Annotated in this window: 16 protein-coding genes; 12 read left to right on the top strand and 4 right to left on the bottom strand. The window is 36.5% G+C overall.

Features of this window, described 5'->3' with window-relative positions:
- Nucleotides 1-352: 352 nt before the first annotated feature.
- Nucleotides 353-1,810 carry an AMP-binding protein gene (locus tag LF20184_RS02045; protein ID WP_010021025.1) on the bottom strand — a complete coding sequence of 486 codons (1,458 nt, stop codon included), beginning with the start codon at nt 1,808-1,810 and terminating at the stop codon, nt 353-355.
- A gap of 98 nt (nt 1,811-1,908) precedes the next feature.
- On the opposite strand from LF20184_RS02045, the gene LF20184_RS02050 reads away from it, so the two are divergent.
- Nucleotides 1,909-2,289: a PaaI family thioesterase gene (locus LF20184_RS02050; RefSeq protein ID WP_149029786.1), complete on the top strand. Its 381-nt coding sequence runs from the start codon at nt 1,909-1,911 to the stop codon at nt 2,287-2,289.
- Here LF20184_RS02050 and LF20184_RS02055 read toward each other — a convergent pair.
- Nucleotides 2,286-2,807: a DUF308 domain-containing protein gene (locus tag LF20184_RS02055; RefSeq protein ID WP_010021021.1), complete on the bottom strand. Its 522-nt coding sequence runs from the start codon at nt 2,805-2,807 to the stop codon at nt 2,286-2,288. The genes LF20184_RS02050 and LF20184_RS02055 overlap by 4 nt on opposite strands.
- 197 nt (nt 2,808-3,004) lie before the next feature.
- Between LF20184_RS02055 and LF20184_RS02060 the strand changes: the two genes are divergently transcribed.
- The 4 genes from LF20184_RS02060 to LF20184_RS02075 all read left to right on the top strand — a co-directional run bounded on the left by LF20184_RS02060 (nt 3,005) and on the right by LF20184_RS02075 (nt 7,016).
- The gene (locus LF20184_RS02060) at nt 3,005-4,729 is read left to right on the top strand and encodes a pyruvate oxidase (RefSeq protein WP_056945193.1); all 1,725 of its coding nucleotides are present in this window, start codon (nt 3,005-3,007) and stop codon (nt 4,727-4,729) included.
- 27 nt (nt 4,730-4,756) lie between these two features.
- Complete coding sequence (locus tag LF20184_RS12815; RefSeq protein WP_010021016.1) at nt 4,757-4,945, top strand: hypothetical protein; 189 nt, start codon at nt 4,757-4,759, stop codon at nt 4,943-4,945.
- Between the two features lie 180 nt (nt 4,946-5,125).
- On the top strand, nt 5,126-6,418 hold the full coding sequence (locus LF20184_RS02070; protein ID WP_235699489.1) for an AAA family ATPase: 1,293 nt from the start codon (nt 5,126-5,128) through the stop codon (nt 6,416-6,418).
- Nucleotides 6,387-7,016 (top strand): RloB family protein, encoded by a 630-nt coding sequence (locus tag LF20184_RS02075; protein ID WP_010021014.1) that lies wholly within the window; start codon nt 6,387-6,389, stop codon nt 7,014-7,016. Before LF20184_RS02070 ends, LF20184_RS02075 begins: the two co-directional genes overlap by 32 nt.
- Before the next feature lie 46 nt (nt 7,017-7,062).
- Here LF20184_RS02075 and LF20184_RS02080 read toward each other — a convergent pair whose 3' ends face one another.
- Together LF20184_RS02080 and LF20184_RS02085 are read right to left on the bottom strand one after the other, a co-directional pair.
- Nucleotides 7,063-12,576, bottom strand: coding sequence for a BspA family leucine-rich repeat surface protein (locus tag LF20184_RS02080; protein WP_198403324.1), 5,514 nt, complete (start codon nt 12,574-12,576; stop codon nt 7,063-7,065).
- A gap of 263 nt (nt 12,577-12,839) precedes the next feature.
- The gene (locus tag LF20184_RS02085) at nt 12,840-13,046 is read right to left on the bottom strand and encodes a hypothetical protein (protein WP_133278260.1); all 207 of its coding nucleotides are present in this window, start codon (nt 13,044-13,046) and stop codon (nt 12,840-12,842) included.
- 203 nt (nt 13,047-13,249) lie between these two features.
- Between LF20184_RS02085 and LF20184_RS02090 the strand changes: the two genes are divergently transcribed.
- The 7 genes from LF20184_RS02090 (at nt 13,250) to LF20184_RS02120 (ending at nt 21,457) form a co-directional block, all read left to right on the top strand.
- A complete protein-coding gene (locus LF20184_RS02090; protein WP_010021007.1) occupies nt 13,250-14,341 on the top strand; it encodes a hypothetical protein in 1,092 nt (363 codons plus the stop codon).
- Nucleotides 14,331-15,410, top strand: coding sequence for a helix-turn-helix transcriptional regulator (locus tag LF20184_RS02095; protein ID WP_010021006.1), 1,080 nt, complete (start codon nt 14,331-14,333; stop codon nt 15,408-15,410). Before LF20184_RS02090 ends, LF20184_RS02095 begins: the two co-directional genes overlap by 11 nt.
- Nucleotides 15,376-15,714, top strand: a complete 339-nt coding sequence (locus LF20184_RS02100) for a hypothetical protein (RefSeq protein WP_010021005.1) — start codon at nt 15,376-15,378, stop codon at nt 15,712-15,714. Before LF20184_RS02095 ends, LF20184_RS02100 begins: the two co-directional genes overlap by 35 nt.
- 66 nt (nt 15,715-15,780) lie before the next feature.
- On the top strand, nt 15,781-16,890 hold the full coding sequence (locus LF20184_RS02105; protein WP_010021003.1) for a hypothetical protein: 1,110 nt from the start codon (nt 15,781-15,783) through the stop codon (nt 16,888-16,890).
- A gap of 249 nt (nt 16,891-17,139) precedes the next feature.
- On the top strand, nt 17,140-18,504 hold the full coding sequence (locus tag LF20184_RS02110) for an aspartate aminotransferase family protein (protein ID WP_010021002.1): 1,365 nt from the start codon (nt 17,140-17,142) through the stop codon (nt 18,502-18,504).
- Nucleotides 18,505-18,618: 114 nt separating this feature from the next.
- The gene (locus tag LF20184_RS02115; protein ID WP_010021000.1) at nt 18,619-19,812 is read left to right on the top strand and encodes an RNA-guided endonuclease InsQ/TnpB family protein; all 1,194 of its coding nucleotides are present in this window, start codon (nt 18,619-18,621) and stop codon (nt 19,810-19,812) included.
- A 193-nt stretch (nt 19,813-20,005) separates the two neighbouring features.
- Complete coding sequence (locus tag LF20184_RS02120; protein ID WP_010020999.1) at nt 20,006-21,457, top strand: APC family permease; 1,452 nt, start codon at nt 20,006-20,008, stop codon at nt 21,455-21,457.
- Nucleotides 21,458-21,598 lie beyond the last annotated feature (141 nt).

Raw genomic sequence — 21,598 nt, forward strand, 5'->3', positions numbered from 1 at the left:
TGAATAGAATTAAATACATGTTATTTTCAATAACTACTCTATTTCCTTATAGCACCATATAAAAAAGGAAGATATTACTAGACTTGCAGCAATATTCTGCAATTCCAATAATATCTTCTATTTATTTTTTGAAGTAATTTATATAAAGATAGAAATCACTATCTAGTCGGGAGTGAGGTCCTGGAAAATGCTCAGTTGTGAAATTACACTTAGCGATTTATCGCTTAGTGTAAGGTCGAGCTTGAAGACTTTGCCCGGTTTTGGTCTTAGCAAAGGCTCCAAGTCGTGCCCACAACGTGCATTCCAGCAATTTTCCAGGGCCGAATGGACGACGGCAGTGTAACATCAAAACCTATATAACTTTATACTCCAAATCAACTAAACGATTACGAAGTATTTTCCCATTAGTAGAACGCGGAAACTCGTCAATTTGACGATATTCCATTGGAACTTGATAATTTAACAGATTATGTTTGCCAAAGTCAGCGAGATTGGCACTAGTCAAAAAAGCATTGTCGCGTAAAGTCAGATAAGCGATGGGAACAGTTTTTCCAGCACGTGATTTCGTTCCGACCACACAAATATCCTTGATGCCATTAACGCTACGAAAGACATTTTCCACCTCTTCAGGGTAGACGATTTTGTCCGCAATGTAGATTAGATCAGCTTGACGACCCTTAAGATATAAGAAGTTGTCGTCATCTAAATACCCAACATCGCCGGTCTTGAAAAAGCCATCTTCCGTAAAACGAGATTGGAATAATTCATCTTTATTCAAATATCCTAACGCTACTGTTGGAGATTTGACCTCGATGCAACCGACGTTATCTTGATTGATATTGGTGATACGAATTTGAGTCGTGAAGAAGGGCTGACCGCAAGAACCGGATTTGATTTCGGCGTCGTTGAAGTTTAAAGCTGAGATGTTAGCGGTGGTTTCTGTCATGCCATACGTCTGTAAAACAGGGATGTCCAGCATGTTGCAACGAAGAACGGTCCAGCTATCAATCAAGCCAGTTCCCAAAAAGACGCAACGGAAGTGCTCATTGTATCTTTGTCCACGAGGTAAGCCATTGAGTAACTCTCGCAATAGTGGTGGCGTTAGTGAAATAATCGTAGCCCGTTCGTTAATTAAGATCTTATTGATCAAGTTGATGTCAAAGCCGTCAATCAAATAAACGCTAATGCCATAAATCAATGAACGCATGATGATTGAGAATCCAGGTATGTTAAACGTTGGTAGCGACAAGACCCAAACATCTCGTTTATTGATGCCCAAATTTAAGCTTGTTCCCATAGCTGAATAGAAGTAATTGCCGTACGTCAACATTACACCAGTATCGTTTTTATCGGCACTCGGCGTGTAGAAGACTGAGGCAATCTCTTCAGTTGGGTATTCTGAAACAGGTTGATAATCTAAGTTGCCATTCATACTCAAAACTTCAGACATAAAGACCTTATCCCAATTGATCTTTACGATTTCATCAGTGTGTGCTGAATCACTGATCAAGATAGTTTTGGGTTGGCAATCGTTAACTTGATAAGTCAATGTCTCTAGCGGTAATTCGGTATCTAAGAAGATTGTTCGTGCCCCTAGTTGTTGAAGTGCTAAAATGGCAACGTAGCCATTGAAACAGTTATCGGAAAATAAAGCTACGGGGTCATTTTTACGAATACCGCTAGTATATAATTTGCCGGCAAAGGCTTGGACAGTTGAATTAAGTTCGCCAAAAGTGAAATCCGCGTGTTCTAGAATTAGAGCAATCTTATCAGGATCGAGTTTGGCACGTTTGACTAACCAATTTTCCAAAATATGACCTCTTTTCCTTTAAAAATTTGATACGCTTAAGTATATAATTTGATTGTAAAACATAAAAACAATAAAATTTAACTAAGTTCTGAAAAAAATTGAGGTATAAAATGAGTTTGCTAGATGATTTAGGTATAGAAGTAGTCGAACAGGGTAGACACAAAGTGGTTTTACAACTGGATTTGACCGAAGAACACTTACAAATGGAAAATAATAAGACCGGCGTGATCAATGCAATGCTGTCCGAAACTGCCGCAAGCATTGGAGCAAACTTGAATGTTGAAGATGACAGTTCCGCTGCCGTCTTGAGTGTGTCCTTACATAATTTAAACACACTTAAACTGGGAAAACTCGTTGTGGAAGCGATTTCCGTTCGAGTTGGTGAAAATGTCCAAACTTGGCAAGCTACGACTCACTATGAAGAGAGTGCCATCAGCAATAGTTTGAGCACAATAACGTTAAAAAAAATCCAGATCTAATTGTGATAGATTCTGGAGTTGATAATTTCAAAAAAGGCTAAGACGATTAAGCTGACGCCAAATAATTGATAAATAAAAATAATTGTTTTTGAAGGGTTCAGAATAAACACGATTCCTGCAATCATTAGTAGGGCTGAATAAAAATAGTCCAAGTAGGGTGTTATCTGAACTCTTTTTGTCATTTCATGAGAATCTCGAAATTGGTTGATGCCGTTGACTAACAAGATAATTCCTAAGACTGGCGGCACCAAAGGTACGAAATAACGAGCAAACAATAAGACGCCCAAAGCTAAAAATAACGCTCCAACGCCTAAACCGATAGCAATATTATTTTCCCCCGTCGTTTTGCGAATACTCAAACCATCAATAATAGAAAGTACACCGTAAATGGCAATGTAGCTAGAAACGATGTAAATGATAATATTAAAACTCTTGATAGGTGCGATGACAATTAAGATTCCTGCCACCAACAGAAAAATAAACCGTAACCAACGATAAAGTTGGAACTGTCTAACCATTTTTATACTCCCCCTAAAAGACTCTTTAGATATATGATACCAGAAAAGCCTTTAAATAGATTTAATCATAGAAATATGCTTCACAAACTTATTTATAAATTTATAATATGGACTAATCTAACGGCAATGAGCATTTTACTTTAATTGTGAAACCAATGTGGTAATTTAGAGTTAATAGATATTAGGAGGAACTTATAATGAGTGTTCGTGCGTCTGATAAAATGGTTGATGTTTTAGCAAAGTGGGGTGTCGATAACATCTATGGTCTACCCGGGGATTCTGTTGATACGACCATCGATGCCTTATATCGAGCCCAAGATAAAATTAAATTTACTCACGTCTTGCATGAAGAGGTTGCTGCTTTGTCCGCTGCTGCTCATGCCAAATTAACTGGAAAACTTGGAGTCTGTCTTTCTATCGGTGGACCTGGGGCGATTCATCTGTTGAATGGGCTATATGATGCCAAAATGGATCATGCACCGGTTTTAGCAATTTTAGGACAAGTTCAATCTAAACTACTCAATACTGATTTCTTCCAAGAAGTCGATACTCACGTTTTATTCGATGATGTAGCCGTTTACAACAAAATCATCATGGATCCACAATCATTGCCAAGAATTATGGATGAAGCTATCAGAACCGCTATTGCCAAAAAGGGTGTGGCTGTTTTGACTATCCCTGATGATATTCCTGACCACATGATCAAAGATAATTTCACACCTAACGTTGATAATTTCCAAATGGAAAACTACAAAGTTGATGATGCTCAAATTAAAAAAGCTCTCGAAATGATTAAGATTCACTCCAATCCTATCGTTTTAGCAGGTGTCGGAATTAAAGATGCTAAGAAAGAAACTAAAGAGTTTATCGAAAAATACAAAATTCCAATTATTTTGACCATGCCAGCCAAAGGTTTAGTCGACGATGATCATCCTTACAATTTGGGACAATTAGGTAAGTTAGGGACTAAACCAGCCTTTGAAATGATGCAAAAAGCTGACCTCGTTATCATGCTGGGAACTGATTATCCTTACGCACCTTATTTGAATAAGAAGGTCGATGCCATCCAAATCGATACTAATGCGGATAGATTGGGCAAGCGCCGTCACGTCAATATCGCTATTCAAGCTGATGCTAAAGAAGCTATTAGTCGTTTGAATGAATTAGGCGAACCTGTTAAAGAACGTCCATTTTTGGATGAAGCCGTCGCTAAAATTGGTCAATGGCACAGCTGGATGCACGACGTTTATACGAAAAAGCACACTGGTGTCTTGCCATCCTTGATGTTCCACAATCTCAGTAAGAATGCTCCTAGCGATACGATCTGGTCAATTGATGTCGGAACTTCAACGGCCTTTGGTGCTCGGTTCTTAACTGCTAAATCTAGTCAAAAGTACACAATTTCAGCTTGGTTAGGAACAATGGGATGTGCTTTGCCAGGAGCAATTGCTGCAAAACATGACTTCCCAGACCGTCCCGTTTATGCGGTAGCCGGCGATGGTGCTACAGCTATGGTCATGCAAGATTTCGCCACTGCCGTCAGATATAATTTGCCAATGTTGTACATCGTCTTGAATAACAAATTGTTGGCCTTCATCGAATACGAACAACAATCTGCCGGTCAACAAAATTATGGAATCAGTTTACCAGAAATCGATTTTGCTAAAGTCGCAGAGGCTTGTGGTGGAATCGGTGAAAGAATCACGACTGATGAAGAATTTGCGGATGCAATCAAGAAGTATCGTCGTCCTGACAAGCCAGTTTTGTTGGATGTGGCCGTGACTGACGAAGCCCCACTTCCTGGTAAGATCATGATGGATGAAGCTCATGGTTATGCTAAGTTTGGTTTGGGACACGTGATTGATAAGAAGAGCTTGCCAGAATTGCCACCAATGAAAGAAATCTTACGTTCGTTCTTGTAGGATAATGTTGATAGGATGGTGTTTGTGATGGAAGATAAGGAAAAGAGCCTTTGGGAAATTATTGCCGAGCAAAAAAAGAAATATGGCAATATTTCCACTCCTGAAGTTGATTGGGGAAAAGATATTGAACTTATAAAAGCATTAAATAAAGAAGATGATTCCTTTGACGGAATTCCTTTAGAAGAATTTAGAAAGAAGCATTCTCGTAACTTATGAAAAAAATCCAGCTAAGAAATTAATCTTGGTTGGATTTTTTATTTTCAATAATACGTAATTTATAAACGTAAAAGGCGATTATCTAAGTTAAAAAAACATTGTGGTAGCAAAAAAGTGCTATCTGATGATACAATTAGAAAAAATCAGAAAGGAATTTTAACTATGTTGATAGACTTTACAATGAAGAACTTTAAATCTTTTAAAGATGAGACAACTCTGTCATTAGAAACTGGTGAGCGACTTAGCAAGTTCAGAGAGAGTAATACTATTTCCGTAGGAAAAATTTCCTTGCTAAAGAATTTACTTATCTTTGGGCCGAATGGATCTGGGAAATCAAATCTCTTAGATGGTCTCAAATTGATGCAAACTATGGTTACACAACCACCGCAAACAGTTAACGAAAAATTAATCGCAAATAATTTTAAATTAGATGATAAATCGTGGAAGAAAGATGTCTTTTTTGAAGTAATTTTTAAAAGGGGAGTAAATATATACAAATACTCCTTTGCGTTTAATAAAACTAAAATTACACGAGAAACGTTGGCAGTTCTTAATAAAAATAATTGGAAAATATATTTTTCACGAGAAAATCAAAAATTTGATGTTAAAATAGCTAACTTTTCTGACGTTGAAAATAGAACTAATGAGAATAGATTATTTATCTTTGATGCTCAGCTCAACAATGATAAATATGCAATCGACGTTTTTAAGTGGTTTTCTGAAGATTTGATTTTTGTTGAGGATTTTACAGAGAATGATCATATTAGCCAAATGGCAGAAATATTGAAGACTCCTAAATTAAATAATCAGTTTTTGAAATTTCTTCATTTTGCCGACTTTAATATAAATGGTTTGGAAGTTGTTGAAGAGCCACTGTCATATTTTTACTTTCTTGATGCGATTGAAAAACCAAAAACTAGAACTAAACAGGTTAATCGTATTTATACTAAACATAAAATTTATGATAATAATGGTGATGTAATTGGAACAAAGAAATTTCGATTAGAAGAAGAATCCCGTGGAACTCAAAAAATCTTTATGATAGCTTTGGCTTTTTTGAATGCCGAGTTAAATAATAATGGAAAGACTATCTTGTTTGATGAATTTGATGATTCACTTCATTTGGAGTTGTCTCAAGCAATGGTCAAAATTTTTAATTCCCAGGCTAATCAAAATCAATTCATTATTACTACTCATGAATTACAACTTCTGGATTCGGATGTTAGAGTTGATCAAATATACTTGGTTCAAAAAGACTTTCAAGGAAAGAGTAATTTAATTTCAATTTTTGATTTCAAAGATACTAAAAATACTACTCGTAGTGGAATTAGTTATATGAAACGCTACATTCAAGGAAGATTTGGGGCAACCCCGATTATTGACTCTGATGAGATGTTGGAGGCCTTGACCCAAATTCAATCTGGTAGTGGAGAAATTCAAGATGGTGAAGTCAAGAAAGGCAAAACTTTTTAGAAGAACTAGCAAGAATTTACCTGAGCAGAAAATAATTGGAATATTTTGTGAAGGAGCATCAGAATTACAGTATTTCAAAATGCTTCAGAGAAAATATGGAAAATCCAATGTTGGGGCCCATAAATTGAATATAAAACAATTGAAAGGGAAAAAAGGCATTTCAATAGTTACATCGGCAACGGCACAGAGAAATTCGATTCCAGATTTAGATGAGGTATACGTAGTATTTGATTGTGATAATCTAACTAAGAATGATATCCAGCAGAGTATGTCGATGGCAAAGAAGAAAAATATACAAATTATTTTTTCCAATATAAATTTTGAGATATGGATTCTCATGCATTTTGAGCCAGTAAGTAGAATTTTTACCAAAAAAGAATTAAATAGAAAACTGGCTGATAATAAGCACTTTAATTTGGGAAAAAATACATATGACCATTTTAAAGGTAGTGAATATGGCCCATTTTTAGAGGATAAAGTAAAAATTGCCGTTGCAAATGGAAAAAGTCTTTATAGAAGTAATAATGATATGGTCAATAGCCAACCGTATACTAATGTTCAGGAATTTATAAAACCCATATTTGGTAGAGAAGACTAAAAAAATCCAACCAAGAAATTAATCTTGGTTGGATTTTTTTTGATCATTAATGATTGATATCTACATCAGAAGCTTTTACAAATTCATTGGTAGCGACACGATAGTATTTAATACCTTCAATGTAAACAATGCTATCGACTAACCAATTTGAATCAGCGACTAGTGATCTGTTGGTAATCAGTTCACCTTTAGCTGTATAGAGGTTCTTGGATGGGGAGTCAGTATGAGTCTTTACGACCATATTAGTTGGTTGGTAAATGTAGGCATCTTTGGCACTGACAAATTCATTAGTAGCGACACGATAATATTTGTCACCATTAATTACGTAAGTCGTGCGATCACTGAACCAGCTAGTATTTGGTTGCAAAATACGATTATTAATTACTTCGTCTTCAGATTTGTAGAGAACCTTGGCGGTTTTATCGTAAGTTCTGACATATTGGTTCAAATCTTGATATGAGTAAACTTGGCTGGCTTTGACCCATTTGTTAGTAGCGACACGCAAGTATTGAATACCATCGACGGTGATTTGTTCATCGCTGTACCAAGTTGATTGTTTTGCTAAACCATAATTGCTGATAGCAGTCATTTTATTGTCTTCGCCTAAAGTGTAAAGGAGAATTTGTCCTTTTTCACTATAAGTAGCAACGTTTTGGCTGTTTTGTTTTGGCGTAGCGATGTCAGTTTTTTCGGTATCCTTTTGGATAATTGTGTGGCTTGAAGGAATTCTACTGTAAGTCAAAGTATCGGAAGTAGAAATTTCTTTGTCTGGAGTTTTGGCATCAACGATTGTTGGTATACCATCTGCTCCAAAGGTAACGATTATGGATGGGGCTGTATATCCACTGATGTTTTGAGCAGTTATGGTAACTGGATCATCGCCAAAACGTCCGGCAGGGATATCTAGTGAAGTTACTTTGCCATCTGGATTTTTTAGATTGATGGATGTGGATTTGTTTTCTACTCCAGTGTAAGAGACATCCGAGGTGTTGATTGTAGCGTTACCGTTGGCATCATAAGTTACTTTCAAAGTATCAGTACTTGTTGTATATCCGTGTACTTTAGGGACATTAACCGTTGTTACATTTGATTTACTATAGTCGCCTTCAGGGATATCAATAGTAACGGGTCCATCAGGTGTTTTGATAGTAGCAGTACCACCATCAGAATGAACCGGAGTGTAAATGACTTTAGTGTCAGCGGAAGCAGAACCGTCAGCGTTGTAAGTGACAGGTACTTTATCGACATTGGTGTTGTATCCAGTGACTTGAGGAACGTCAATTGTAACGTCTTTTTTACTAAAATCACCAGCAGGAATATCGACAGTAGTATCTCCATTAGGAGTGATAAAAGTAGCTTTATCACCATCAGAATGAACTGGCATATAGAGTTTATTTGGCGTGTCAATAGAAGTTGTACCATCGGCATTATAAGTGACAGTTAAAGGATTGCTTGTATAGCCAGTGATTGATGGAACATCGACAGTTTTAGGATTGTCCCCATAATTACCTTCAGGAATAGTGACAGTTTTATTGCCTTCAGGAGTTTTTACAGTTGTAGTTGTAGGATCAAAGTGAATAGGTGTGTAAAGACCGTCTGTTTTCACGATGGCATTACCGTTGGCATCATAAATTACTGGAATAGTTTTATCTTCGTGAGTATATCCTTCGAAATCAGGAATACTAATATTACCATTTGTACCAAAGTCTCCGGCGGGAATATTAACAGTCTGAGTTTGTCCATCAGGTGTAGTAAACTTTGCAGTACCACCGTTAGAGTGAACAGGAGTATACAAAGAACTTGGTGTATTAATAGAAGTTGTACCATCGGCATTATAAGTAACAGTTAAAGGAGCAGAGATATAACCAGTGACCGATGGAACATCGACAGTTTTAGGATCGTCACCATAATTGCCTTCGGGAATAGTGATTGTTTTATTACCTTCAGGAGTTTTTACGGTTGTAGTTGTAGCGTCAAAGTGAATAGGGGTATAAATTTTATCAGTATTTACAATGGCATTTCCGTCTTTGTCATACGATACAGGAACTTCTTCATCATGAGTATATCCGTCAATATTAGGAACAGTGATACTACCATCTGTACCGTATGCACCTTCAGGGATATCAATCGTTCTAGATTGTCCGTTTGGAGCAGTGAAAGTTACTGTTTGTCCAGACTTTGACTTAACAGGAGAATAAATATCCGTTGTATTAACAATGGCAACTCCATCGGGGCCATAAATAACGGGAACAGTTGTATTGGTATGGGTGTATCCGTCAAAGTCTGGGATAGTAATACTACCATTTGTACCATATTCACCGGCAGGGATATCCAATGTTTTAGATTGACCGTCTGGAGTAGTAAAAGTTGCTGTTTGTCCGGGATTTGATTTAACGGGAGTATAGAGATCTTTTGTATTAACAATGGCAACTCCATCGGGGCCATAAATAACGGGAACAGTTGTATTGGTATGGGTATATCCGTTAAAGTCTGGAATAGTGATACTACCATTTGTACCATATTCACCAGCAGGGATATCCAATATTTTAGATTGACCGTCTGGAGTAGTAAAGGTTGCTGTTTGTCCGGACTTTGATTTAACAGGAGAATAAATGTCTGTTGTATTAACAATGGCAACTCCATCGGGGCCATAAATAACGGGAAGAGTTGTATCTTTGTGAGTATATCCGTCAAAGTCTGGGATAGTAATACTACCGTCTGTACCATATACACCATCAGGAATATTCAATGTTTTAGATTGACCGTCTGGAGTAGTAAAGGTTGCTGTTTGTCCGGACTTTGATTTAACGGGAGTATAGAGATCTTTTGTATTAACAATGGCAACTCCATCGGGACCATAAATAACGGGAAGAGTTGTATCTTTGTGAGTATATCCGTCAAAGTCTGGAATGGTGATACTACCGTCTGTACCATATACACCATCAGGAATATTCAATGTTTTAGATTGACCGTCTGGAGTAGTAAAGGTTGCTGTTTGTCCGGGGTTTGACGCAACGGGAGTATAGAGATTTTTTGTATTAACAATGGCAACTCCATCGGGGCCATAAATAACGGGAAGAGTTGTATCTTTGTGAGTATATCCGTCAAAGTCTGGGATAGTGATACTACCATTTGTACCATATTCACCAGCAGGGATTTCCAATATTTTAGATTGACCGTCTGGAGTACTAAAAGTTGCTGTTTGTCCGGGGTTTGACGCAACGGGAGTATAGAGATCTTTTGTATTAACAATGGCAACTCCATCGGGGCCATAAATAACGGGAAGAGTTGTATCTTTGTGAGTATATCCATCAAAGTCTGGGATAGTAATACTACCATTTGTACCATATTCACCATCAGGAATATTCAATGTTTTAGATTGACCGTCTGGAGTACTAAAAGTTGCTGTTTGTCCGGACTTTGATTTAACGGGAGTATAGAGATCTTTTGTATTAACAATGGCAACTCCATCGGGACCATAAATAACGGGAACAGTTGTATTGGTATGGGTATATCCGTCAAAGTCTGGAATGGTGATACTACCGTCTGTACCATATACACCATCGGGAATATTCAATGTTTTAGATTGGCCGTCTGGAGCAGTGAAAGTTACTTTTTGTCCGGGGTTTGACGCAACAGGTGTATAAGTTACGTAGTAATTAGTAACAGCCTTATCATTTAAAATGTTTGCCGTGATGGTTGAAACGTTAGCTGTATAACCATCTTTTGTTGGTACTTTTACATCCTGTGAACTGTAAATAGGTCCTGAGATAGATGTCTCTATATCACCAAGATTTGAAGGTATTATAAGGTTTGCTTCGATGTCTGCAGGTACATTTCCGTCTGTTTTAAATTCGGTTGGGTTTAAAATACCACTTCCCAAATTGCTGACGATAGAATTTAAATTAAAAGTAGTAGAATTATCAGCCTTACTAGGATCAGACATGATAGACTTTCCACCTTCTTCAATCCAACTGCTACCATTTTTTGAAGATAGTGCAGTATAGCTTGAAAACCTATTAATTGAAGATAATGTTAATGATGTTAAACTGTCAGTACCATCGAACATGCCTTCACCTTTAGAAGAATCGCCAGTATCTATAGAAGATGAATTGGCCATATTCCATGAACTTATATCTAATGCTGTAAGTGATCTGTCATTCTGGAACATTCCAATCATAGATTTAGTTCTACGGAATTGTAATTGCGGCATATAGGCGGTTATTAAAGAAGTATTATTTTTAAACATGTAATTGAAATTTGCGTTTGATTTTAAAGTTGATTCTTTGTATTCTGAAAAAGTAACGTATTCAATCGAACTATCGTTTAAGAACATACTGTTGGCATCTGTAACAGAAGCAAAGTTCCAAGAGGATAAATTAATGGTAGGTTTAGTCTCATTTGTTGTAGAATCACTGGATATTTCCTTTAAATTGGTGTCATTAGCAAACATTCCGACAGTTTTTGTCATGGATACGTTGCTGACGACAGTGTGTAGTTTGTTGGCGTTTGTGATCGTAGTTAATTTATTTAAATCAGCAAACGTGTAGCTCATATCTGATGCAGCATTGACATCACCTTCAAAGTTGATACGTGTGATGTCATTTGCATGTTTCATCCATGGAGAAGTAGGAGATTCTTTAGTTTCAGTAGATGAGCTGTCAATTTGTGATGATCCTGTACTTGTGTGTTGTGTAGTTGTAGCCGTGTTGTCTGCTAAAGATGTAGTTTCACCAGCAGTACCTAAGTGTAAAACTCCATCCGCATCAATCTTCCAAGGGGTAGTTCCTTGTGTACCTTCAGCAATATTTCCATCAGCCAAAACTTCTGCTTCTGGTGTAAGAGTTAAATCTTCAGCACTGATTCCTAAACTAGCTAGTTGAGCTTTAGATACGGCCAAATTAGCGGCTAAAATGTCGTCTTGAGCTCCATCGTTTTGAATGACGTTTTCCTTATTAACATCGGATTGAGTAGTATCGGTAGTTTCATCAGTAGCGATATCTGAATCGGGAACAGGAGTATCAACTTTTTCGCCATCAATATTTTTAACGTCTTCAGTAGTTGTTTGAGTGTCTTTAACATCTGTATTGGAAACGGGAACTTCAGTATTTTCGCTTTCAGCAATTGTTTGTGCATCTTTAGCAACAACAGGTTGTGCTTCGGATGTTGTTCTAGTTTCTTTGATATCAGGAGTTGTTGTTTCCTTATTTAAAGTTTCAGATACAGCATTAGTGTCAGTTGCATCAGTTTTTTCTGTTGTAGCTGTTTCTTTTTCAACTGGAGCAACTGTGTCTGATTGGACAGTACTGTCATTATTTTCTTCAGTAGTTACAGGTGCGACGGCTTTGGTTACATCTGCTGATTTAGTGCTGTCAGTCTTGATGGCATCAGTTTTGGAATCGCTAGAAGTAGGTGTAGCAACTTGTTCAGTAGGTGCAACAGTTGTATCTGCGGCATGAACGATTTCAGTTGGACCACCCAGAAGCAATAACCCTCCGGCAAAAGATAAACTGGATACAACAATCCAATTTTTCTTAGATTTAACTAATTTTTTTCTCATGATACTATTAGGATCACGGTTTAATTGTTGGAATCTCATAATAAATAACCCCACTATTTACAGATTTTTGATAATTTCATAATCATTATAATTCTGTACTATTTGTATATATTCCAATTACTATAAGAATTATTTAATAATAGTGAATTAAATGTTAAAATTCGAAATAATTTTATAGAAAATGATTAACATAAATAGTGATGAATATCATGAGTATATATTTATTAGAATAAAATAAAAAAGCCATCTAAAAAGATGACTTTCTAAAGTGGACTGAATTCCTTGATCACATATTCGGTAGGGAATTCTTTTTTATTGTCTAAATGTTTTTGATATTTGGTCTTATGCTCAATTTCGTTATAAGCATCTTCCAACTGCGACATCGTGTATTTTTGAGTTAATTCGTCGATTGATATTCCGTAAAATTTTGACAAGTAATCTAATAATTCATTATCTTCTGTAATCATCATTACTGCCTCCGCCATCATAGTAGTGCCTAAATTAATTATTAGCAAATTCTCATTTTTCTTAGAAAGCTGATATATCAATGATGGTGTAATTGGTGGCAAAAATTAACTAAAAAAATTCTCTCAACGAACGTAATACGACAAATGCTGTCGCCCTCGATTTCTATAATTAAGTCATAAATTAATTGTTATGGAGGGATTTTAGTATGACAGAGAATGTTTGGGATAATAGAGCCATTGAAAAATTGGGTGGAGAATATAATAAATTATATAACTCTGGAGAAAATGATGATTTTAGTTGGGTATTAGATGAAGATAAAGAAGTTTTAAATCTAAATAAAATGAAAGTTGTAGGAGATAAAAAAGAACAAAAGGAAATTTCAGAATTCAACACAGATACAGTAACTATTAAGAAAGGATTACCAAGTCAAGTTCATGGAAATCCTGAAGAAGCCAGCTTATTCTTGTGTTTATTTAATCCAAGAGTGCAGGATAGTAAATCAATCAAAAAGAGCAAAAAGAATATTAATGTAAAAACATATGTAAATATTGAGAATAATAACGACGATGAGTATTTTAAAAATAATGATGGATATTACTCACACATAATTGATAATCAAAATATTTTAGCAAAGGAGTTTAAATATCTAAAAGATCACCCAAAAACAAATATTAATAAACTATACTATTTGTCTCATTACTATTACTTCTTATTTGAAACGGATGGAGCTAAAGGTAGTAAAGCAAAAAGAATAAAAGATATTATAGATGATACTTTTTCAAAGAATGATTTTAATATAGATAAATTAAGAATATGTAATTTGGAATTATTTGCGTACCGTACAGAGACTAGACCTAAATATAAAAAGTATTTATTTAAATCTGGAAAATCATATAGAGATTTAAAATCTTCACAATACGTAGCCAATTTGATTATTGACCGAGTGAAAGATAAAACTAAAGATAAACCGGTATTTATTTTTAGAGCATATGATGAATGGTCCAGAGTTATTAAACAAGAATTAGGAATTCGAATGGAAATCATTTCTAGAGATGAAAAGCTATCAGGAAAGAACTCTAAGAAAGTAAATAAAGAATATAATTCTTTGTTCAAAGATTGTTTTTATAAGTTTGCAAGTAGGGGCGGATCAATTACAAAGAATAATGTTAAAGCTATTTCAACAGGTAAAAAAATAGAAAATTCAGGTTATAAAAAAATTCAGTCAAGTATCCTAGAGAATAAGAAAGAGGAAGAAACAAAACAAACTTCCGAAAAGAATTCTCAAAATGGAAAATAGACCACTAAGACTATTCCACTACCTACTAACGAATGCGCAAGCTCTGACCACCGAAGAACTGATACAAAAATGGGATAAGATATTTGACTTCGACCACAATATGCAAGTGTCCGCCAAAAAAAGGGCAATCCAACGAGGACTAAAAAGTATTGAGGATGCTCTAAGTGATCCACGAATGAAAGAACTTTTCACTTATCACAAAGAGCGAAGCGGCAAGGTTTACGAGTATTCCATCGATTACAATGGCGAAACTTTTATCAATAATCAAGAAGCGCTAGTTTTGACCAAAATTCTATTAGCCAGCCGGGCTCTAAATGATCAGGAAGCGACCACCATCATCAATAAGTGGCAAAATATGATTTCCACTAAGGCTAGAAAGACTATCAAATCGGCAGTAAACGAGAATTTTGACAACGAGTCCTATATTATCGACAGCAACGACCGGGAAGAAACGATTTGGGAGTTGGAAGAATACATCCAAAGTCGTTCTAATATCAGTTTTAATTATCGTAATTTAGAAGTGAGTGGTAGGTCCGAAGTTAATGAAGAGATATTGCCGCTGCACGTTTTCTTCGACAATTATTACTTCTTTCTGAAGGGCTATAAGTTTGAAAATAATCGCTCACAGTTTAAAACTTATCGAATCGATTGGATGAAGGATATCATCAAAGTTAAATCTAAGATTAAACTAATTGGTCAAAATATGCCCCAGAACTCCAAAGAAGATCCCAAGAGTTTGTTCGCTTATGACGGTGAAGAAAAGAGTCTTGAATTCGAGTATTACGGTTTTCCCGACTACATCTACGACAAATTTCCTCAAGTCGAACTAGAAAAAGTGGAGCCTGATAAACCAAAGAAGTTCGGCTTTCCAGTCCATAAGATGCGGGTCAAAATTCATTATTCGGACGGTGTCAAAATGTGGCTTTTGAGTCAGGCAACTGTTCTAAAAGTTCTTTCGCCACCAGAAGTAGTGGAAGATTTGCGTAATTTACTAGAAGACGGGCTCAAAATGTATCCAAGAAAAGGAGAGAAAAATGAAATCTCAACAGATTTGGATAGTAAAGCTTAACAATAAAAACGATAAATTAAATCAAATAATGCACAAAAATTTGTCGTACTTCTTTTTGACTAATCAAGAATCACAGTTGTTAAAAGATGAAACTTTGACCGATATTCCTTTAAATAATCACGATCCCAAAAAAGTAAAATATGTCGTTGGTGTACCCGAAAAAACTAATCTGGTAGTTTGTTTGTATCGAGTTTCCGAAGAAAATCTAGAAATCAAAGATGATCATTTCACCTGGATAGTCGGTAAGGAAGTTGACCGTATTCCCGAATTCAACGATTTAGAAGTGGGTGACAAGATCCAATAGGCGACAGATTTTGTCTTTTATTATTTGTACAATGACCCTATCAATGAGATAAAAGGGGACGTTACAATGGAACAGACAACTGAATACGATGTGAATTTGATTATCAATGGCGAGGTAGAAAACGCCGATTTAATCATTTGCGGCTGGCATTATCAAAACGACTTCGACCAATTTGACCACAACATGTCGAGCAGTCCTAAACATGCTTTAATATCAGAAGTTAAGCGCTTACTAGAACAGGACCAAGTTCCTGGATTAGAGCTACAAGTTTACAAAAAAATCATCAATCGTTTCGGCACAACTATCAAATATGGAGAAAACTATTCCTCTGATGATGTTTTTAAGAAACCAGAGCGAGTCGTTTCAGACGTCGAAATGCCGGAAGACTACGGCATTCATCTTTCCCAAACTATAAAAGACGAAATCCAAGAAGAAACTGACGAGTTTGTCAAAGGAACTACCACCAAATATTATCTTCCTGGCAACTCTTTTGAAGAACTCGATAAAGAACGCGTTCAAGGAAGAAATAACGAATATCGTCGTTTAATGGCTGCTTTTAACGACTTTGCCAAAGATTATTCAGAAACTGACAAAAAAGTGCTAGAAAGAAATTTCAAGGCAAAGTTGCAACATGAACTGACTCAACTGGTCAAAGAAAAAGCTGCTCAAGAAGATCATTACTATTTCTTAGAGACGTACTATTATCCACTTTTGACAGCCCGAAATAGTGGCAAAATTAGTGTCTTGCGAGATTTGTATAGTCAAAGGGATAACCCCGAGCAATTAATCGAAAGAATCAGTTCATTAAAAATTTGTAACATCGATCCTTACGTGAATTATGAAGCATTTCATAGCAATATTGAGTATTCAGATATGGTCAAAGAGATACGTCAAAACGAAGAATTGCACAATATCAGTAAAAAAGTTGTCGATCGGATCAAAGATGCTAAAACTAACGTCCGTCTAGTGGCAGTTGGCTATGAAGAAATTTGGAAAAAACTCTTTCGCGATGTTTATATGCGACACGTTGGAAGAGAATATCTCCTGATGGAAAGAAGACTTAATCAACATACTTATTGTTTAAGACGTGCGACTGCCGGATTGACCCCCAAAAATATCTATCCTGTTGTCATTTCTACAGCAGATTATGAAGATTTAAAAAGTAATTTATTCTAAAATAAGCGGTTTCACTAGAATGGAAATTTCACTCTAATGAAGCGGCTTTTTTTAATATTAAGACATTCACACTCTAAAATTAAAAACTTTTTAATAAATATAAATGTTTCACAATCCCTATAGCCACGGTAATCATACGTCTTTCCTTGATTCTGTAAGCAAAAACTTTAATAAAAATCTTGCAAGTATATTAAAAAACAATTAAAATAGCAATATTTCAACCAATAAAAATTAATAGGGGGTGTCATTATGACAACGCAAAAAGTAGATCATGATCACGAGGTGGACCATCGATTGATTGTGCAAGAGAATAAGTACTACGCCAAATCTTCACGAATCAATTATTATGACCTTGTCATCGAATCTGCACACAATGCAACATTAGTCGATGCAGATGGAAACGAGTATATCGACTTGTTGGCAAGTGCTTCAGCCATTAACGTTGGTCATACGAATGAAAAAGTCGTGCAAGCAATTCAAGAGCAGGCCGAGAAACTGATTCATTACACACCTGCCTATTTTCATCACCGTCCCGGACAACAATTAGCTGAACGTTTGGCTAAATTAGTTCCTGGAGCTGAGAAACAAGTGGCTTTTTCAAATTCTGGTTCTGAAGCCAATGACGCTATCATCAAATTTGCCAGAGCTTATACCGGTCGTCCTTACATCGTTTCCTTCATGGATTCGTATCATGGTTCAACTTACGGCTCAATGACACTTTCTGGAGTTAGCTTGAACATGGCTCGCAAGATGGGTCCATTACTTCCCGGAGTAGTGCACGTACCGTATCCAGACTTATATCGACGATATGAGAACGAAACGGAACACGATGTAGCTTTGAGATATTTCGACGAATTCAAGCAGCCTTTTGAAAGTTTCTTGCCAGCTGATGAAGTAGCCTGTGTCTTGATTGAACCAATTCAAGGTGATGGTGGAATTAGAAAAGCTCCCGAAGAATTCATGCAACTAGTTTATGATTTTTGTCACCAAAACGGAATCTTGTTTGCTGTTGATGAGATCAATCAAGGAATGGGTCGCACGGGTAAAATGTGGAGCTACCAACAATTTAAGGATATCGAACCCGACTTGATGTCCGTAGGTAAGTCACTAGCTTCAGGGATGCCTTTGAGTGCCACGATTGGAAAAAAGGAAATCATGCAGAGTCTTGATTCACCAGCACACGTCTTTACTACTGCTGGAAACCCAATCTGTTGTGCCGCTTCAATGGCAACCTTGGACGTCTTGGAAGAAGAGCAGTTGATGGAAAAATCCAACGTCGAAGGGGCATACGCCGAAGAGAGATTTTTGGAAATGCAAAAGCACTATCCAGAAATTGGCGATGTGAGAATGTATGGTTTAGATGGGGGAATCGAATTAGTCAAGGACCGTCAGACAAAGACTCCTGATCCTGATTTTGCCAACAAAGTTATTTATTATGCATTTCAACACGGAGTTGTTATGATTACGCTGAAAGGTAATATTTTGAGATTTCAACCACCTTTGGTCATCACGCACGACGAGTTGGATAAAGCGTTGAATGTGTTAGATGATGCATTTGCGGCCGCAGAAAATAATCAAGTAATTATTCCAAGTAACGAAAAAATTGGTTGGTAATCAAGAGAAATTAACGATAGTTAAATTTTATATGAAATACCGTATGAAAATGTAGAATAAAAAACCTGAAATTGATATTCTGTTCATAGAAATTAAATATGGAGATTGAACACTATGTCAGTGAATGAAGTTGGTCAAAAAAAAGATTGTTTGATAACTGTAATTCGTACTCAAAAGGTTCGACTATATCCCAACCAACACATGAAGGTGGTTTTAAATCAACTTTGTGATTATCGTCGTTATTGTTGGAATAAGGCGCTAGAAACATGGAACGATATGTATGATTTGCATACCATTGACTCCAGCATTCCTATTCCAAATGTATATTCTGTCCGAAATGAATTAGTATTTAATAAAATGGATTGGCAGTTTAATTTGTCGTCAAGAACTTTACAACTAACAATTGTGGATTTGGGTATTGCGTGGAAAAATTATTTTGATAAATCTCTACCTGATTGGGGGAAACCAAAATTTAAATCAAAGAAAATGTCCCGTCAGGGTTTTAAGACTGATCGTGCAAAAATTGTTGATGGAAAGCTTCGTTTAGATAAACCTCTGGGAGTAAAGCAGTGGTTCGATATTCATATTAGTAAACATGTGAATTTAAATGGACAACTTAAGACTGTTAGTGTTTATAAAGAAAATGGAAAATATTGGGCTAGCTTTCCGTTAGAAGTATGTATAAAACATAAACTTATGACAGGAAAAAGTACCGCTGTGGATGTTAATGTTGGACACTTTAATTATACAAATGGGTTAATTAATACATTACCAAAAGGTTTAATTAAATTGTATGAGCGTATAAAAATTTATCAAAAATGTTTAGCTCGAAAAAGAGTGATTAATGGTGGAAATGCTACAAAGAGTAATAATTACATTGTAATGAGAGACAAGTTACAACGTGATTATCGTAAAGCTGCTAATATTCAACATGATATTATTCAAAAATTTACATCTAATTTAGTCGCTCAATATGACAAAATTGTTATTGAAGATTTAAATATTAAGTCTATGCAAATGAGCCATGTTGCTTCGAAGGGCCTACAAAGAGCATTGTTTGGGTATTTTCGTAAAGTTTTATCATATAAGTGTGAATGGTATGGTAAAGAAGTTATTTTAGCTAGTCAAATATATCCATCGACACAACGATGCTCTAAGTGCGGTTATGTTAAAAGAGGAAATGAAAAGCTTGGATTACAGGGGAATTTAAAGCATCATACTAATCATTCTGACTATGTTTGTTATTCCTGTGGTGCAAGAATTGATAGAGATAAAAATGCGGTGGCAAATTTATTAGATTTGATTTAAGTAATAAATGGGGGTGGCTTATCCCTTAAATTGTCATAGTTGATCAATGCGGTTACTCCTTTGTGGAGTTGTCGGGATATCAATGTTATAACGGCAATAAATAAAATAAAGAAAGGAAATATACAAACCTTTCTGAATGTAGGAAATTTAATTTTTTACATTTCTCCATATTTTGTATAGCAGTGTATTTTTTATGAGTGATTTTTTTAAACGTTTAACCTTAAAAGAAGATCCGAGTATTTATGAGGATAAAGATTCACATTTAGTTCGAGTTTTAACAGTTAAGGATTTCTTGGCTTTGGGTGTCGGGACAATCGTTTCCACATCAATCTTTACTTTGCCAGGGGTCGTTGCCGCACAACATACCGGTCCATCAGTGGTCTTTTCATTTATCGTGGCTGCTATCGTTGCCGGGTTAGTCGCCTTTGCTTATGCGGAGATGGCTGCCGCAATGCCATTTGCCGGGTCTGCGTATTCGTGGATCAATGTTATGTTCGGTGAGTTCTTCGGTTGGGTCGCTGGTTGGGCCCTGTTAGCCGAGTACTTCATCGCTTTAGCCTTCGTTGGTTCGGGGCTGTCCGCCAATTTCCGTGGGCTGTTGGAACCATTAGGAATCCACTTCCCGAATGCGATTGCCAATACCTTTGGTAATAACGGTGGTGTCGTTGATATCGTCGCCGTCGTCGTTATTGCCGCAGTCGCATGGTTGATTTCTCGTGGTGCCGGTGGTGCTGCTAAAGTTGAAAATGTTTTAGTTGTCTTAAAAGTTTTAGCTGTTTTAACTTTCATCATCGTTGGTTTAACTGCCATTCATGTGGAAAATTACTTCCCATTCATACCAAAATATCGTTTGAACGCTGACGGAACTGCCTTTGGTGGTTGGCAAGGAATCTACGCCGGTGTTTCAATGATCTTCCTATCATATATCGGATTTGATTCAATCGCCGCAAATTCTGCCGAAGCTAAGAATCCCGGTAAGACAATGCCACGAGGAATCCTAGGATCATTATTGATTGCCGTTGTTTTGTTCGTTGCTGTTGCTTTAGTTCTAGTTGGAATGTTCAAGTACTCTGATTACGCTAATAACGCTGAACCTGTTGGTTGGGCCCTAAGACATGCCGGTCATCCAATCGTTGCCAGTGTTATCCAAGCTGTTGCTGTTATCGGAATGTTCACCGCTTTGATTGGAATGATGTTAGCTGGTTCAAGACTAGTTTACTCATTCGGACGTGACGGAATGTTACCAAGTTGGTTAGGTAAGTTGAACGACAAGAATCTTCCTAATCACGCACTATTAGTTCTATCAATCGTTGGTATCTTAATCGGTGCCTTTTGTCCATTCGCCTTCTTAGCTCAATTGATTTCAGCCGGGACGTTGATTGCGTTCATGTTCGTATCATTAGGAATTTATCCATTGAGAAAACGTGAAGGAAAAGACATCGCCATGCCAGACTTCAAAGTGCCATTTTATCCAGTGCTACCAGCTCTAGGATTTATCGGCTCACTAATCATTTTCTGGGGACTAGATATTCAAGCTAAACTCTACGCTGGAATCTGGTTCGCTATCGGATTAGTTATCTACTTTGCTTACGGGATGCACCATTCAACTCTAGGCAAGAAGCATGACGCTGAAAAAAATAAATAAGACAAAATAAAAGATGCAATAAATTTCTGAATTCAGAAGTTTATTGCATCTTTAGTTTTAGCTAAATAAGAGCAAACAAAAAACCGCCAATTTCCACAAGGCGGTTTTTAGCGCGTCGTCAGTCAGATCTGTAAGGAGAAA

Source organism: Companilactobacillus farciminis KCTC 3681 = DSM 20184 (assembly GCF_002706745.1).
In the GTDB taxonomy this organism is placed as follows: domain Bacteria; phylum Bacillota; class Bacilli; order Lactobacillales; family Lactobacillaceae; genus Companilactobacillus; species Companilactobacillus farciminis.

Coding starts and splice junctions, on each gene's coding strand:
- LF20184_RS02100 (WP_010021005.1), top strand. CDS start 15,376: ATGAAATCTCAACAGATTTGGATAGTAAAGCTTAACAATAAAAACGAT.
- LF20184_RS02070 (WP_235699489.1), top strand. CDS start 5,126: ATGAAGAACTTTAAATCTTTTAAAGATGAGACAACTCTGTCATTAGAA.
- LF20184_RS02080 (WP_198403324.1), bottom strand. CDS start 12,576: ATGAGAAAAAAATTAGTTAAATCTAAGAAAAATTGGATTGTTGTATCC.
- LF20184_RS02120 (WP_010020999.1), top strand. CDS start 20,006: ATGAGTGATTTTTTTAAACGTTTAACCTTAAAAGAAGATCCGAGTATT.
- LF20184_RS02095 (WP_010021006.1), top strand. CDS start 14,331: ATGGAAAATAGACCACTAAGACTATTCCACTACCTACTAACGAATGCG.
- LF20184_RS02110 (WP_010021002.1), top strand. CDS start 17,140: ATGACAACGCAAAAAGTAGATCATGATCACGAGGTGGACCATCGATTG.
- LF20184_RS02075 (WP_010021014.1), top strand. CDS start 6,387: ATGGTGAAGTCAAGAAAGGCAAAACTTTTTAGAAGAACTAGCAAGAAT.
- LF20184_RS02055 (WP_010021021.1), bottom strand. CDS start 2,807: ATGGTTAGACAGTTCCAACTTTATCGTTGGTTACGGTTTATTTTTCTG.
- LF20184_RS12815 (WP_010021016.1), top strand. CDS start 4,757: ATGGAAGATAAGGAAAAGAGCCTTTGGGAAATTATTGCCGAGCAAAAA.
- LF20184_RS02090 (WP_010021007.1), top strand. CDS start 13,250: ATGACAGAGAATGTTTGGGATAATAGAGCCATTGAAAAATTGGGTGGA.
- LF20184_RS02085 (WP_133278260.1), bottom strand. CDS start 13,046: ATGATGATTACAGAAGATAATGAATTATTAGATTACTTGTCAAAATTT.
- LF20184_RS02105 (WP_010021003.1), top strand. CDS start 15,781: ATGGAACAGACAACTGAATACGATGTGAATTTGATTATCAATGGCGAG.
- LF20184_RS02115 (WP_010021000.1), top strand. CDS start 18,619: ATGTCAGTGAATGAAGTTGGTCAAAAAAAAGATTGTTTGATAACTGTA.
- LF20184_RS02060 (WP_056945193.1), top strand. CDS start 3,005: ATGAGTGTTCGTGCGTCTGATAAAATGGTTGATGTTTTAGCAAAGTGG.